13 protein-coding genes are annotated in these 13,499 nt (G+C 46.6%); 7 read left to right on the plus strand and 6 right to left on the minus strand.

Annotated features, from left to right (window positions below; genetic code table 11):
- Window positions 1-90: 90 nt before the first annotated feature.
- Together ACN4EK_RS13285 and ACN4EK_RS13290 are read right to left on the minus strand one after the other, a co-directional pair.
- Complete coding sequence (locus tag ACN4EK_RS13285) at window positions 91-2,070, minus strand: caspase, EACC1-associated type (RefSeq protein ID WP_431658386.1); 1,980 nt, start codon at window positions 2,068-2,070, stop codon at window positions 91-93.
- A gap of 10 nt (window positions 2,071-2,080) precedes the next feature.
- Window positions 2,081-2,455, minus strand: a complete 375-nt coding sequence (locus ACN4EK_RS13290) for a hypothetical protein (RefSeq protein WP_431658387.1) — start codon at window positions 2,453-2,455, stop codon at window positions 2,081-2,083.
- Window positions 2,456-3,169: 714 nt separating this feature from the next.
- Here ACN4EK_RS13290 and ACN4EK_RS13295 point away from each other — a divergent pair.
- Together ACN4EK_RS13295 and ACN4EK_RS13300 are read left to right on the plus strand one after the other, a co-directional pair.
- Complete coding sequence (locus ACN4EK_RS13295) at window positions 3,170-5,788, plus strand: dynamin family protein (RefSeq protein ID WP_431658388.1); 2,619 nt, start codon at window positions 3,170-3,172, stop codon at window positions 5,786-5,788.
- Between the two features lie 48 nt (window positions 5,789-5,836).
- Window positions 5,837-7,153, plus strand: coding sequence for a hypothetical protein (locus tag ACN4EK_RS13300; RefSeq protein ID WP_431658389.1), 1,317 nt, complete (start codon window positions 5,837-5,839; stop codon window positions 7,151-7,153).
- Between the two features lie 168 nt (window positions 7,154-7,321).
- Here the strand turns inward: ACN4EK_RS13300 and ACN4EK_RS13305 are convergent, their stop codons facing one another.
- Complete coding sequence (locus ACN4EK_RS13305) at window positions 7,322-7,876, minus strand: hypothetical protein (protein ID WP_431658390.1); 555 nt, start codon at window positions 7,874-7,876, stop codon at window positions 7,322-7,324.
- A 166-nt stretch (window positions 7,877-8,042) separates the two neighbouring features.
- On the opposite strand from ACN4EK_RS13305, the gene ACN4EK_RS13310 reads away from it, so the two are divergent.
- Genes ACN4EK_RS13310 through ACN4EK_RS13320 form a run of 3 tightly spaced genes read left to right on the plus strand, consistent with a single transcriptional unit; the run spans window position 8,043 to window position 9,190 of the window.
- Window positions 8,043-8,150: an N-acetyltransferase gene (locus ACN4EK_RS13310; protein WP_431658426.1), complete on the plus strand. Its 108-nt coding sequence runs from the start codon at window positions 8,043-8,045 to the stop codon at window positions 8,148-8,150.
- A gap of 18 nt (window positions 8,151-8,168) precedes the next feature.
- Window positions 8,169-8,390 carry a hypothetical protein gene (locus ACN4EK_RS13315; protein WP_431658391.1) on the plus strand — a complete coding sequence of 74 codons (222 nt, stop codon included), beginning with the start codon at window positions 8,169-8,171 and terminating at the stop codon, window positions 8,388-8,390.
- Window positions 8,387-9,190 (plus strand): peroxiredoxin-like family protein, encoded by an 804-nt coding sequence (locus ACN4EK_RS13320; RefSeq protein WP_431658393.1) that lies wholly within the window; start codon window positions 8,387-8,389, stop codon window positions 9,188-9,190. The genes ACN4EK_RS13315 and ACN4EK_RS13320 overlap by 4 nt, the downstream gene beginning before the upstream one ends.
- 68 nt (window positions 9,191-9,258) lie before the next feature.
- Here ACN4EK_RS13320 and ACN4EK_RS13325 read toward each other — a convergent pair whose 3' ends face one another.
- From ACN4EK_RS13325 to ACN4EK_RS13335, 3 genes are all read right to left on the minus strand, one after another.
- On the minus strand, window positions 9,259-9,591 hold the full coding sequence (locus ACN4EK_RS13325) for a hypothetical protein (protein WP_431658394.1): 333 nt from the start codon (window positions 9,589-9,591) through the stop codon (window positions 9,259-9,261).
- Window positions 9,592-9,682: 91 nt separating this feature from the next.
- On the minus strand, window positions 9,683-10,360 hold the full coding sequence (locus ACN4EK_RS13330) for a hypothetical protein (protein WP_431658395.1): 678 nt from the start codon (window positions 10,358-10,360) through the stop codon (window positions 9,683-9,685).
- On the minus strand, window positions 10,357-10,896 hold the full coding sequence (locus ACN4EK_RS13335) for a hypothetical protein (RefSeq protein ID WP_431658396.1): 540 nt from the start codon (window positions 10,894-10,896) through the stop codon (window positions 10,357-10,359). The genes ACN4EK_RS13330 and ACN4EK_RS13335 overlap by 4 nt, the downstream gene beginning before the upstream one ends.
- A 136-nt stretch (window positions 10,897-11,032) precedes the next feature.
- Here ACN4EK_RS13335 and ACN4EK_RS13340 point away from each other — a divergent pair, with 136 nt between their 5' ends.
- Together ACN4EK_RS13340 and ACN4EK_RS13345 are read left to right on the plus strand one after the other, a co-directional pair.
- The gene (locus ACN4EK_RS13340) at window positions 11,033-12,022 is read left to right on the plus strand and encodes a tyrosine-type recombinase/integrase (RefSeq protein WP_431658397.1); all 990 of its coding nucleotides are present in this window, start codon (window positions 11,033-11,035) and stop codon (window positions 12,020-12,022) included.
- A gap of 588 nt (window positions 12,023-12,610) precedes the next feature.
- A complete protein-coding gene (locus ACN4EK_RS13345) occupies window positions 12,611-13,498 on the plus strand; it encodes a hypothetical protein (RefSeq protein WP_431658398.1) in 888 nt (295 codons plus the stop codon).
- Window position 13,499: the final 1 nt, after the last annotated feature.

The raw sequence follows: 13,499 nt of genomic DNA on the forward strand, positions 1-13,499 counted from the left end.
GTTCCATCTGAGAAGCCATTGGATAGGAAAATGGCTAGCGCTACCAATGTGAATTTATAAGACATTGTGGTGACAAACATAGTTTTAACTTTATTGACAAGGTTCTCTACTAAGATGTTTCCTGTCATGAATGAGCCATTTGTTATGAGTACCACTCCAAACTAAAGATAAACCTACATGGTAAGGACAAACTCGTCCATCTGCCATAAAATATTGAAATCTGACTTCTGCTGTTGCAGTTTCTTGAGTTTGTTTGGTTAATATGGGTTCCTGGGCTATAACTCGATCAGCATCTGCCCAAAAACGATAGTATTCTGCGCGACTGCCTACAACGCTGGATTGTTGAAAACTCTCTGATAGCTGATTCCATGCGCTATCTATATCATGTGCATTCAGCCATTCAAAGTATTGCTTTATATCCTCTAGAGGTGATGCTTTGGAAAGTGTAGGTGATGCTGTAGGTTGAGGTGCTGGAGATTGAACTATAGGTGACTGCGATGGTTCAGGTTTTGGTGTAGGAATGCTACCATCTACTGGACATAGCTGAGTATAGCCTTTGTATATCCATCCTGAGACTGGGGATGCAATCTGGATATATCCACTTTGTTCTTCGCCGGTTATTGTTACCTTGTCGCCCAGATACACTTCACCAACGGGTTGGCCATCGGGAGGAGATGCTCGTACTCTTAAAGTTTTTCCTTCAGGAGGAACAACTATAATACAAATTTTGGCTGTACGCGGTATCGGAGTTGAGGGAGTTGCACTGGGAGAAGCTACGGGAGGTTGTAGGAATATCGGAAGTTTAAAAGCTCCTCGCATCACCTCCCATACGCTAAACCCAGCAATCAGCAGAACCAACATAATTAGAACGGGGCGGAGGCGATGATGAGTGGGTGTTTCAGTAGATTTAATTGGAGCAGATGGAATAACGGTAACTGGAGCAAAAGGGTCTGTACTGTCTTGGAGATTCCCGGTTGAATTAGCAAGTGCTACCTCCTGCTGTAACTGTTGAATAGCCTGGGTTTCTATCCAGTCCACGTCCTCTGGTTTTAATGCCCACCTTTCCTGACATAGTCTAAGTTTGCGTTGTGTCGCTTGTCCTAACGGATTTTCTTGGCTTAACGCTTCTTCAAATGATTGTTTGTAGTGTTCCAGATTTTCCTGGTAGTTCCAATAGGATTGCAGCACTTCCACTTCGATCGCGGAAGCTTCGGCAGCAGAGATTTCTAGTTCTCTCTGCAAATGTTCGAGTAAGCGACGATCAATCGAGAGGATTCTACCATCGCTAATTACCTGCTCAACCTGCCTACGGTATCTTAGTTTGGGATCTCGGATAGGAGCCTTGGCGAGGCGAATGCGGAACCCTTCTCGAACCGCATAGATCTCGGGTTTCATTGCAGGAGCTATGTTTTGGACTCGAGACTTAGCATAATCATGTAGTTCATCTACTGCGATCGCTCCATCATTGTCTATATCTGCTGCGCCTGTTTCAATCCCTTCTACAAGATATTGTGTGTAAACCGAGAGATCGCAGCCTTTTTGCTCAAATGAATATTGTGTTGACGTTGATGAAGTGAGAACAGCTCGTCCTTCCCCGCCTAGCTGAGCTTGAACGCTGACAGAGCCATCATCTTTTGCTGTCATATCTTCAGCAAATGCCCCGCTGAAGCAGCAGTCTAAGATCACAATTTGACGCTTAGAGCGACTGTTGCCCATAATCTCATGGACGAAGCTGGCAGGGACTGCTGTGGAACGAATCAGCTCTCCCTTAGGCGTTTTTCGTGTAATGCGAGTGGCGAAATAAAGCCGACCTGTATCATCCTTAATCCCATGCCCGGAGAAAAATAGTAGTACTAAATCATCTTTTGAACGGTCTGAAAATAGATGCTCAATTTCTTGTTGCATGAGGAGAGGATCAGGATCGGCAAGAGTTTTCACTCGATCAAACCCTCCCATTTCTGGTTGCCGTAGGACATTTTGCATCGCTTCAATATCTTTGACAGCATTGGGTAGAGGATTAAATCCATCCTCATATTCACTGACTCCAACTAGCAAAGCAATCTTAGCCATAGATGCCTCCCTAGACAGCAATAAAGCTTTGGGCTGCCTGTATTGCTGCTGTCAACTCTTCTCGACTATTCGCCTTAACTTTTAGCTTTTTCCCATTGGCCTCTACCTCAAGCTCAATACTTTTGCCGGAGAGACGATCCCCCAAAAAGCCCATTAGTCGCTTAAAGTTGTCTACAGTTACATCTAAGGTAAGCAAATTTGCTAGAAATCCACCTAATGCTTTGTTCCCCTCGGGTGGGTTAGGATCGAGTACACGGGTAACTGCTGCCACCTCATCTAGATCTTTTAACTGAGAATGTAGTTTTCGGACTTCTTCATCCTGCTGCTCTGAATCGAGATCTGGATCGTTAAAGCTCAGAGTGAGTTTAATTATTGAGTCGTCCATGATGCAGACCCTATGAGGCTATGACTGGCGAATTGAAGGGGCAAAGTTCACAGATTTGCCCCCAAAAACTGGATGAAATCTAACAGTCTCTAGTCGCTATGTTTTATAAAAGTCAAAAGGCACAACAAACAGGACTTGACAAGAAGCATTTAAGTAGCTTGAGTTGTCGAAGTATGTTGTGATGATATATGGAACTATGAGACTGCTTGGGCAATGTGACTCACTCCTCAATTTTAATTTTGCGGCAGTTTTTCCAGTACCTCAGTAGCCAGTAAGAATACTTAATATTAAAGAGAGCATTACTGTGGATATATTTCCCAAGAGAGTCACGATGATCTAACAATGGAGTCTGATGCAGTAGTGATTTGAGTGACGTGTTAGTATCAATATTTACTAAGGTTGCCAGGCAGTGAGTGCATTTGTGTTCTCTTGACAATTTTGTGATAACTGAATAGTCATTGTGGAGCTTAAGCTATTAAGTACCACGTAAGTCTTAAAAGGCTTTAGTTACAGTCAAATTATGGTATCAATCTATCACCTAAAAGTGATAGATGTCTGATCAAATTATCGTAGAACACTGGTATCAATTTACATAAGCTTGAATGATGCTAGATCTGATGTATTTTCTAATCTCCTTTAGAAAGCAAGATTAGGTTGTTTAATCTGCTTGCTCTATGGGAATACTGAGGCAGATGAGTCAACTAGGGACCCCTTATGGTTGCGATCGCTTCTTCTTCTGCTTCCCAGTCTGCGATAGCTGATATTTTGGCGAGGCTGCTGAATCAGCCCAATCACGAACAGCAATTCAACCCGCTAGCTGCGTACTTAGGAGCATTATCCGCTGTGTTGGTCGGTGTTGTCCATGCGGATAGCCAGGTGACAGAAGAGGAGAAGCAACGACTAGGCAAGATTTTGGCTCAGTTTATTCCATCAGGCAGCGCTATGCAAAGCGTTGTGCAATTGTTAATTCAGGGTGTACGCAATAGCAAAATCTATGCGAAGCCAACAGAGCTAGCAACGTTGATGAGCCTATTTGGTGAGTCAGAGAAGTTGTTGCTAATGATGTTAGGGTATGAGATGGCAACTGCTGATGGTGAGTTTAATCCGAGAGAACAGAAGTATCTCCGCATTATTGCCCAAAATCTACACCTAAAAGAGGAATGGATGTTGGCAGTAGAAGCAGGTTTAGTTCATCAGCAGATGAGCGATGCATTGAATGAAGTACGCTATCTGCTTGACCCAGCTAGATTCCAAGCTCTCGATCCTGTATTCTCCCAAGCAGCGAGTCAAATGCTACTCCGGCTTCCTGAAACCACTAAGCATCATGGTACAGGTGTCAAGGTTGGCTATGAGACCTTAGCCGTTTTTCAAGCTCAGCGCCAACAGTTAGATCGGTTATGTGGTGAACTTTGGCGACTCCTTGCCGACTGCAACGATCGTGCATCGCTGCCTCAGCATCTAGGATACGAGCTGCAAACAATCTCTAAACGGTTGCAATCTCAGAAATTCCGAGTTGCGGTAGTGGGTGAGTTCAGTCAAGGAAAATCAACCCTGCTAAACGCATTATTAGGAGAAGAAATTCAGCCAACACGCGTGATTCCATGTAGCGGCAGCATTACAGTATTGCGTTACGGTGAACAAAAGCGGGTGATTTGTCGCTATCGTAACAGGCCAGAAGAAACCATTCCCTTAGAGGAGTATCAGATTCGAGCCTCGATTCCTGACGATTTGGCGTTGAGTAATCGTGCAGATGCACTGGCTTCCGATGTCTTAGAAATTGTGTATGAACATCCTGGGCTAGTGCTGTGTCGGCATGGTGTAGAGTTAATCGACTCACCTGGACTAAACGAACATCCTGAGCGAACTCGGATTACAAACCAGCTGTTGGAAAATGTAGATGCGGTTATCTTCTTAGCCAATGGTTCACGGCCAATGACCCAAGGCGAACGGGAATTGCTGCACAGCCTAAAGTTGAGGCTCAATGGTGGGCAAGACGATCGTCCAGCCAATAACTTGTTTGTTTTGGTCAACTTTATGGATTTGGTACGGCGTGAGCACGATCGCCAACAAGTCAGGCAACTAGTAGAAAACTTCGTTTTCGGCAACGCCCACATCCTTGAAACGCCAAAGCAGCTTCATTTCATTTCCGCTCAGGCCGCTTTAGAGGCAATTTGCGATGGTGATTACCAAAGTGTGTATTTGCAAGCCTTTCAAGGATTTACACAAGTTCTAGAAACATTTCTGACCCAGGAGCGAGGTGCGCTCATTAACCAACGTAGTCAAACGGAATTGCATAGTGTCATACAGGCACTCACGTTGCAACTTACTCAAGCAGAAGAAACCCTGGTAGGAAAAGTTGCCATCTCTAATGCGGCTAAGCAGGACATTCTCAGCAAAATTGGGGAAGCGAGTGGATACTTGGCGAATTTGCATACCCTGATTCAATCGACTAGTGAGCAGAAGCGAGATACCGTGAGAAGCCTTGAGATTAAGCCGTACCTAGAGAAGTGTATTGAGCAAAAATCTAGCTCTTGGTCTTCCAAGCAGAGTGACAAAAGCAAGGTTTCTAAGGAATTTTTTGAGAAATTCCAATCGGATTTATCAGATGCCATTAGTGAGTGGACACAAACTACGGTCATTCAAGATACACTCGCCTCTAGCCTGCAAGCGATTGACTCCAACATTCAAAGCAAGATTTATCAGTTCCAGAAGAGTGCAGAGTCGATCGATAAGGGAGTTGGTTCTCAGCTAGCCAGTCAATTAGTATTAACCATCAATCAAGTTGCTCCCCAATTCAATTTCAAAGCTGATGGTAACTCAGACGACTGGAGTACTGCCTGGAATATTGGCATCGGCGGTATTAGTGGATTGGGTGGAGGTGGATTATTGGCTGGAGGGGTAGCCCTGGCTGTGAGCAGTATTGCCTTTTTCCCAGTTGTACTTACTGGAGGAGCCATTGTTGGTTTAGCGGCAGCGGGTGCCGCTCTAGGCTCAGCAATTGGAGGCACGATCGGCTTCTTCACGCCAGCTGACCAAGAAGCAATCAGAAAAGAGATCGTTGAAGAAGGGTTTAAACAGTTTCAAGCCCAGGATGGGATGGCTCAACTAACCAATGCTCTCGATGAGCTAGTCAATAACTTGTTCAATCAAAGACTAACGACAATTCAAGCCGTTACCCGCCAATATATTGGGTTACTCAATTCTTTGCTAACTGATTCAGAAGCCGCCCACACCCTTGTCTTGAACGAAGCCGCCGCAGCCAGCCAATGGCATCAAGAGCAACGCTCCCAGGTACTCGCTTTACAATCTCGGCTCGACACGTTATTGGCTTAAGCCCCTCAGAATCCAGTTTTTGCATAACGCTTACCCTCCCAAACCAATATGATTTTTCAATTTTCGGCAGAGATTCAACGCAGGCTGGCTACAGGTGAGCTAGCTCAAGTGTTTACCAAAAGTGGTGAGCCGATTGGTCTTGTACGAGATGCGCTAACAGGTCGCTTTGTCAAACATGCAAGAGGGATTACAGAACTAAATCCCTTAATAACAGGCTCTAGATTTGTCCTGGACGGCAACCCGCTGACCACGTTTCCTAACACCCTTATCAATGGATGGAATGCTTATCAAAGCGGCAAAATCCTTGAGCAGGGTCGTCAAACCCTTCAAGCTGTGAATGCTCTTGCACAGTCCGTTAGCATTTTGCAAGCGACTACGGCAATCATTGGTGTTGGTGTGGCCGCGACAGCAGCTCTCGCTGCCGTAAATCTCTATCAGACGCTAAAACTTCGTCGTGACGTAGCTACCCTGAGATTAGAGGTCAAAGACGGCTTTATCGAACTCAAGCAAGCCTTACAAGACCAAGGACTAGAAATTATTCAGCATATCGATCGCGTGGCGGAAGATGTTGAATTCCGTCATCATCGCACGATTCTTGCACGAGCCTATGGGCTATTTAACCAGGCGATCGTTCGGCTACAATCAGCTCTCACAGTTCAAGATTTAGCCTGCCGCAATGCCGACATTAACTCGGCTCGTGACATGATGTTTCAGGCATTGGCAGACTACGATAATCCGCAATTACTTCATGATGTCAATGCAGCCGCCTATATTCGCCGTCGCGAATGTGTTTGGGCGATTCATCAAGCGATCGCTTTGACCTATCAACTACAAGGTGAACAGGGCAGTGCTAGCCAGCGATTAGAGACACTCTGTACAACCATTCGTCGTGATTCCTTAACGGCTATCAACCAGATAAACTCTCAAGCTGAACTGGATTTCCTCTTTCCTGAACTTGTTCGTATCCACAATCATGACTTACAAGCTCTCAACCTTTGGCAAGCCCAAACTGACTGGGTACAAACGTTATCTGCTGAAGAAATTGGAGTTTTATGTAGTTCTGAACTGGAACCCATTAATCTTGAACTTCCTGATAGTGACCAGTTAATCGAAGTACCTCCAGAACAGGCACTGTATGAGGAACTTCAGCCGAAATCAAATGATGTCACCTTGTGTAATCAACTTCGGCTCATGATGGCTCCAGAGATGCGACTAGAATATGCAGCCATGATTGGTCAAAAAGCACAGAGTAGGGGGCTAAAAGCTTTAACAGCAGATGGATTGCAGGCTGCATCTGACTATACGATCGCTAACCTGCATTACTATTTCCAGATTGAGCAAGGTGTATTAGCTGGAGTAAGTTAAGCTACCCGCTGATTAGCCGCCTCGGCAGACTAATATTGTGAGGCAGTGCCAAACTCTGCCTCTACTGTTTGATCAAACAATTGCACGATCGTCACAATTTGATCGGCATCATTACCCAAGATGCCATCTATATCATCAGGGTCACCTTATGAAATAGAGGTATTCAGGCTATCTCTTCTTGCCGCCAAACAATTTATAAATTCCGTACCCAACGGCTCCTGTTACAGCAATAGGGGCTAGAGCGACAATAGCTGTTCCTGCGATCGCGCCACCACCGACTACGCCGCCAATGCCTGCAAGGGTACTCATAATGGCCGCACCTGATGCGCCTCCCGCTACAGTGACAGCACCAGCACCAGCTACACCCGCTGCTGCACCAATCCCGGTTGCTTTTCTAGCCACTGCACGAGCATTACGCTCTTCGTCAGATAATCCTGGGTCATCCTTGAACAGAGTACTATTAATGATTTTTGCACTGGCATAGGCTGGACCTGCTGCCAGTACAGCTGGAGCTGCGGCCATCCCTCCACCAACTACACCACCAGCGGCAGCAAGGCCAGAAGTAATTCCTGCGCCTGATGTTGCTGCTACAGATAATCCGGTAGCCGCGCTAACAGCCGCACCGGCAGCTGCACCAGACTCAACCACTTTTCTTGCCACCTTCAAATCTTTACGGACTTCTTGTACCTTTTGAGCGGTCTTAACAACATCATTCGGGTTCATTGTTTGAGAGTCCTTACCAATCAAGCTAAAAGCTACTGAATACTTTATTCACTAAAATTTAAATAAAATCTTAAATAAAAAGTGAACTTCACGAACTCTTAAAAGTCTCGTCGCATCAGTCGCATTGCCATTAATGGCAGGAACGGTGTTGGTTTAGATCGGTGGAATTCCGCACTATAACGAACATGTTTGGGAACTGTATCCCTTAGTGGTGAGAGCGGATTCGAGGGGGCAGGGTGTGGGGCGCTTGTTGGTTGTCAATTTGGCCGTGTAGGCAAGGCAATGAGGTTGTGTGACACTTTGGCTGGGCACAGACGATGAGGAGTCAAAAACAACGTTATCAGGCATCAACCTGTACCCGAATGTGTGGGAGCATATTGCAACGATCAAGAACCGGCGGCAGCATCCCTATGAGTTCTACCAGAACTGTGGATTCGTCATTGTGGGAGTAATGCCAGATGCCAATGGCTTGGGCAAACCGGATACGGCTATCTATATGGCAAAACGACTATGACATCAGATGCTTCCCTCTACACTCTAATCAGCCAAACGCAACGTCAACGCGTGAGCGATGGCGCGATCGTGCCAATTCTCGCAGGTTGCGAATCGGCTCCGCGACAACTGGTGCTGCTCTGGTCGCAATTGGGAGATTTTGATAATTTGGAATATGCCTGGTGGTTGCAGCGTGAGGCTGAAAAGCTGCAAGCCGCAGGAGTCGCGGTTCGGGCTGTGGGGATTGGTGATCGTGCCTCCGGTCAGCAGTTTTGCGCCTACACTGGATTTCCAGCGAATTGTTTGTTGATTGACCCTACGGCTGAGTTGCACCAAACGCTCCATCTCTACCGAGGGCTATCCCTGAAGCTTCCTGGCTTATCCCCGGCTCAGAATGCCGTGTTTAATCTGTTACTGATGTGTGCTGGCATTGGCAGTCCTGGCACATTGGCGGAAGTGCTACGCGGATATCGCGGCGATCGCCAAGCACCGCAACTCATCGCGGATGAGGAGATCATTAAAGCTTGGCCACTCCCACCGATCAAAGGCTCAGTCTTTCAATGGGCTGGTGGTAAGGGGTTTCAGCGCCCATTTGAGTTAGCAACGCTGCGACTGCGAAATATGGCAGAAGTGCTGGGTCACTGGAAAACCTATGTGCCTGATTCTGCCTACCTGACGCAACGGGGAGCTACCTTTCTGTTTGATTCGCAAGGGGAGCTATTGTATGAACACCGCGATCGCGCCATTCTGGGGTTTGCGGCTGATATGGGCAATCCCCTGTCGTTCTTATCTATGTCGGCGCTCAACCATTCGATGATTTGATGCGTGTCAATTTTGAGTATGTTGATGAGAATTTGACACGCATCAAACTGAAGCAGGTGTGCTCGCCCTTATTCCGGCAAATCCAGTCCCAGTTCAGCCGCCTTCGCCGCCAATCGCTCCAGTTGTGCTTGCACTCGCTGCCGCTCCCGCTCTAGCTGCTTCAGTCGTTTTCCTCGTGCGATCGCAGCTCTCGTTTTTGCTACTTCAGATGCCTTGAGGTAGCGAGCTTTCTGCCCCTTAACGCGCAACCGGAATTGGGTTGAGGGCTGTCCTCTCGCGGTTGTCCCTCCGGGTTTGGAGGAATCGATCCTGGCATCCGTCAGAATCTCGTCCTCCGCTCGGACAACTATGATTTCTGCCTCTAGCTCTGCCAGTTTTGCTTTGAGTTCACGGTAGTTCAAGAATGATGCGTGTCAGAATAGTTGCCTTTGATCAAATTTTGACACGCATCATGTTGAACGTTGTTGGTGACAGTGGTGGTGTCACGCTTCATTATGCTGCTTTGACCCAAAGTGCCTGACTGTAAAACTCCTTACTAGGTTCTAATTCAAACTCCCCTAACAGCACCCCCAGCCACACCTCAACCCACGGCATTGCCAAACCTTGGCACAGATTTTGGAAGGAGGTTTGCTGATTCGGCACGGCCCTGAGCCATTGGGCGATCGCCTCAATCCACCGGGACACATCTTCATCATGGGCAATCTGCAATACCTGCTGTTTTCGTTGCTCCTCCAGGGCTGCCTCCGACTCCAATTGGTCTACCATTGCCAGTAATGCCGCTTTGTCAACTGTCGCGACAACTGACCCCTCTTCTGTTTCGGTTGACTTGACTCGTTTGGTTCGGGACTTGCGCGGGGGAGTTGACTCCATCAAGTCACTCAGATCTACCGCCATCGTCTGCCGCACGAGATCCGTAAAAAAGCCCTGCTGCACGATTGGATCGCGGTAGGCTTCTTCCCACTCCGTCATCAATACAGTTGCCCGTGCTGCACACAGCTCGGCAATCTGAAGTAGAGCTTCCCCAGCAAACTGAAGCCGCGCAGCCTCCGGGAGTTGAGCCGCTGTGACCTCCATCGTATTCAGGATTTGCACCACCTCAACCGTTTCCGGCATCTGCTGTGCCCGTCGCAATTCCTCCCACAGATTCAGTTCCAGTTGTTCTCCCTTCATGAACGCCCTCCTCCCTGCACATAGTGGAGATGCTCAGCATGGTAAGAGCAGGGACGGATCGGGCACTGAGAAACGGAGTGCTGTTCTTCGCGGGCAAACCGTTCAAACCCACTCCGCCGCCCATTTCCATAGTGCTGGTAGAGGGCATCCAATAATTGCCGGGCGTACTCCTTTACCAGACGGGGCGGTAGCCCGAAAGTATGTTGGGGTTGCGTCATTGCTACTGGTTTTTCTCCCAACCATAGCTCGGCACACATGGCATGAATGACGACCTCATCATTCAGGTGACGGGGTTGATCGACATAGGTGTGCAGCACCACACAAGGGATTTTGGGAATGGGTACGGTAATTGACTCGATCGCGGTTTTTCGTTGAGCCAAACGATTGCGCCCTTTCCGGTAATAGGAGCGGCGGCTCCGGCAAGTCTCTTCCTTCCAACAGCCATCTCCATCCATCTCAGAATCATGCAGTTTCCGTGCCTCAGCGGCTGTAAGGAGAGAACACGCCCAGCATTTCTCGTTGGTTCGTCGTCCCATAGATCGTGGTGTGAACTGCCTCAATTATCAACTAGACGGCAGAAACTTCAGAAGTGGAGATAATAATCTTACAATAACTAGATAGAGATAAGTGCCGTTATCTCTATCTGAAATCCACCCAACTTTTTCCTTAACGATGAATCCTTCACCTTCTGATCCCGTTTTGCCGATCGTGATTGTCCCTATCGAGGGCGGCAAGCAGGAGGAACCTCGACAGCCAGAACCACCGGATCTCCGTCACTGGCAGATTGAGGAGTTCCTCAGGCAGACGGGAAAATCGGACAATACTCAGCGGGTTTACCGGGGACAGTTGGTAAGGTTTGCCGCTTGGTGCGATAAATCCTGGCTAGATGTAACCCCCAGTGATATTGGTAAGTACCGACGAGAGTTGAAGTCCAAAGGGCTGAAGGCGACCTCTGTCAATCATGCGCTCAATACGCTGAAGGCGTTTTATGGGTGGTTGCGGCGGAGCAATGGCTATCCCATGAATAAGCCGTTGCCAACGGATGCGATCGACTTGGAACGCCAGCCAGAGTCGGAAGCCGACCACATAGACGGAGACGAACTGGCACAGATCTGGCAGGTACTGGAGTTTGAGGAGAAGACTGCCGTTCGAGATCGCGCCATTGTTGCAGTTCTCAGTCATGGGTTACGTGCGTCAGAGGCATCCAACCTGAATGTGGAACACTGGAACGGCAAAATTTTGAAGGTGCATCGTTCCAAAGGGCAGAACGTGAGTGAGGTTCCGTTGAATCGGGAAGCGAGACAATACCTGGAAGCCTATCTGGAGTGGCGACGGCAGCAGGGTGGAATGTTTGAGCCACTATCGGAAAGTCCGATGTTTCTGGCGCAGGACCCGAAGAGTGCCGGGAAACGGTTGGGCTACAAGGGCTTACATCGGATGGTCAAGAAACTAGGGAAGATTGCTGGAGTAGAGGACATTAACCCACATCGGTTCCGGCATACGTTTGGAACCGAGGTAACTCGACGAGGGGTTGATCCACTGTTTGGCAAAGAATTGATGGGGATTAAGAGCGATCGCGTTTTCCAACGTTATACCAAGGGCGTGTTCAAGCAGGCGGCGGCTGAAGCGTATTTGAAGGCGATCGGCGAGGATGAGGATTAACCCTGTCCGAATACTCCTGATCGCCTTTGTATAGCATTGGAGAAATTTTGGTCGCTAAGGCTAGAAGCCTTACGGAATAAGACTTTCAGCAATCAGTTTGGTTTTATGCCCAATGAGTCGAACTGTCCCGTTTTTAACTGTTTCTGGGACAGTTGATGCTGTAAAAGCTTGATTTTGCGTTGTTTCTGCTTGCTTACTGCAGCCAGCCCAGTCATCGTAAGTGGGACAGTTTGTCCTTAACGACCATTTTTTCTCGGCTACTATACAAAGGCGCTGATGGAAAACTAAAGTGGGGTAAAGCTTGCAGTGCAAGAATTTATGCAGTTACGTGGCATCCGCTAAAGCTGCTTGCTCAGGGGATAAAAACTTAAGAATTAGCAATGAAAGTTTGGCTAAGACTAAATGCTAGAAGAAGTTATTCCTTTTTGTTTGTTTTTCTAAAACAACAGTACTTTTGCTGAATTAGAGACAGACATTTTTTGTTCTCCTATAAATATAAGTAATCATACATAGACGTATTGTGATTTTAGTCACATCCTCTTCTTTATTTGGAAATTATCATATTGCCAAAGCTATATTGACAAAATCATGAATGCTCAAAGGGAAGGCTCAGGAGATACTGTTTTTAGATTGAAATTTTTCTTGGCTTTTGCAATTCTTACAATAGTCGGGCTTTTACTATTAATTGTTGGAATAACGATAGAGTCTAAAAATTCTTTTTGGTCTCTTGCACTCAATCAAGTGTCTACGGCTCTTATAGTAAGTGGTCTTTTTAGTGGAATATATGAGTTCCTTCTTCGGTTAGATTTTTTATCTACTAATAGAAAAAATACGCAGAGATTATTAAGAGAAGTAGATCAAACAAAACTATGTCTTATAGAAGTTCAGAATAGGATCATCAAAGAAATCGTTCTTTCACGCGATTCTTCTCTTCTTGGACTTTGTGAAGTTCATGTTAACTCTAATCAATATGATTATTCAAACTTAATAGAAAGTGCTCAAACTTTAAGTATTGTTTTGAATGATGGAAAAGGATGGGTTTCAAGACATAGCCTTGCACTAAAAACAAGATTTCGAGACCCTGGGAAAAAGACTACTTTTTTCTTTTTACATCCAGAGTCTGAAATGCTCAGAGTTCTTGCACGTAAAGTTGGAGTTAGAGAAAAAACGCTTGATGAGAACCATAAAGCACTTAAAGATAAAATTGGTGATACGATAAGCGAGCTAAGGCAAATCAAGAATTCTAATACTCAATTGGAGATTTTTGGGCATCATCTTTATAATCCTTACTCTCTCTATTTAACTGAAAAACAAGCTATCATCACTCCTTATTTCTTTTCTAGGGAGAGGAGACCGATACCAATGCTATTGTTTGATGCGCGCACTGACGGTGGAGAATGCTATTACAATGAACTTAAAGGAGATGTCGAAGACTTAAAGCAGGATTCTGAGGATATTTCTAAATTTAGAGCATAAA

The organism is Pantanalinema rosaneae CENA516, from assembly GCF_050753385.1.
In the GTDB taxonomy this organism is placed as follows: Bacteria; Cyanobacteriota; Cyanobacteriia; order Leptolyngbyales; family Leptolyngbyaceae; genus Pantanalinema; species Pantanalinema rosaneae.

What these genes read in the sequence shown, in the direction of transcription:
- ACN4EK_RS13285 (WP_431658386.1), bottom strand. Translation starts at nt 2,070, where the DNA reads ATGGCTAAGATTGCTTTGCTAGTTGGAGTCAGTGAATATGAGGATGGA.
- ACN4EK_RS13290 (WP_431658387.1), bottom strand. Translation starts at nt 2,455, where the DNA reads ATGGACGACTCAATAATTAAACTCACTCTGAGCTTTAACGATCCAGAT.
- ACN4EK_RS13295 (WP_431658388.1), top strand. Translation starts at nt 3,170, where the DNA reads ATGGTTGCGATCGCTTCTTCTTCTGCTTCCCAGTCTGCGATAGCTGAT.
- ACN4EK_RS13300 (WP_431658389.1), top strand. Translation starts at nt 5,837, where the DNA reads ATGATTTTTCAATTTTCGGCAGAGATTCAACGCAGGCTGGCTACAGGT.
- ACN4EK_RS13305 (WP_431658390.1), bottom strand. Translation starts at nt 7,876, where the DNA reads ATGAACCCGAATGATGTTGTTAAGACCGCTCAAAAGGTACAAGAAGTC.
- ACN4EK_RS13320 (WP_431658393.1), top strand. Translation starts at nt 8,387, where the DNA reads ATGACATCAGATGCTTCCCTCTACACTCTAATCAGCCAAACGCAACGT.
- ACN4EK_RS13330 (WP_431658395.1), bottom strand. Translation starts at nt 10,360, where the DNA reads ATGAAGGGAGAACAACTGGAACTGAATCTGTGGGAGGAATTGCGACGG.
- ACN4EK_RS13335 (WP_431658396.1), bottom strand. Translation starts at nt 10,896, where the DNA reads ATGGGACGACGAACCAACGAGAAATGCTGGGCGTGTTCTCTCCTTACA.
- ACN4EK_RS13340 (WP_431658397.1), top strand. Translation starts at nt 11,033, where the DNA reads ATGAATCCTTCACCTTCTGATCCCGTTTTGCCGATCGTGATTGTCCCT.
- ACN4EK_RS13345 (WP_431658398.1), top strand. Translation starts at nt 12,611, where the DNA reads ATGAATGCTCAAAGGGAAGGCTCAGGAGATACTGTTTTTAGATTGAAA.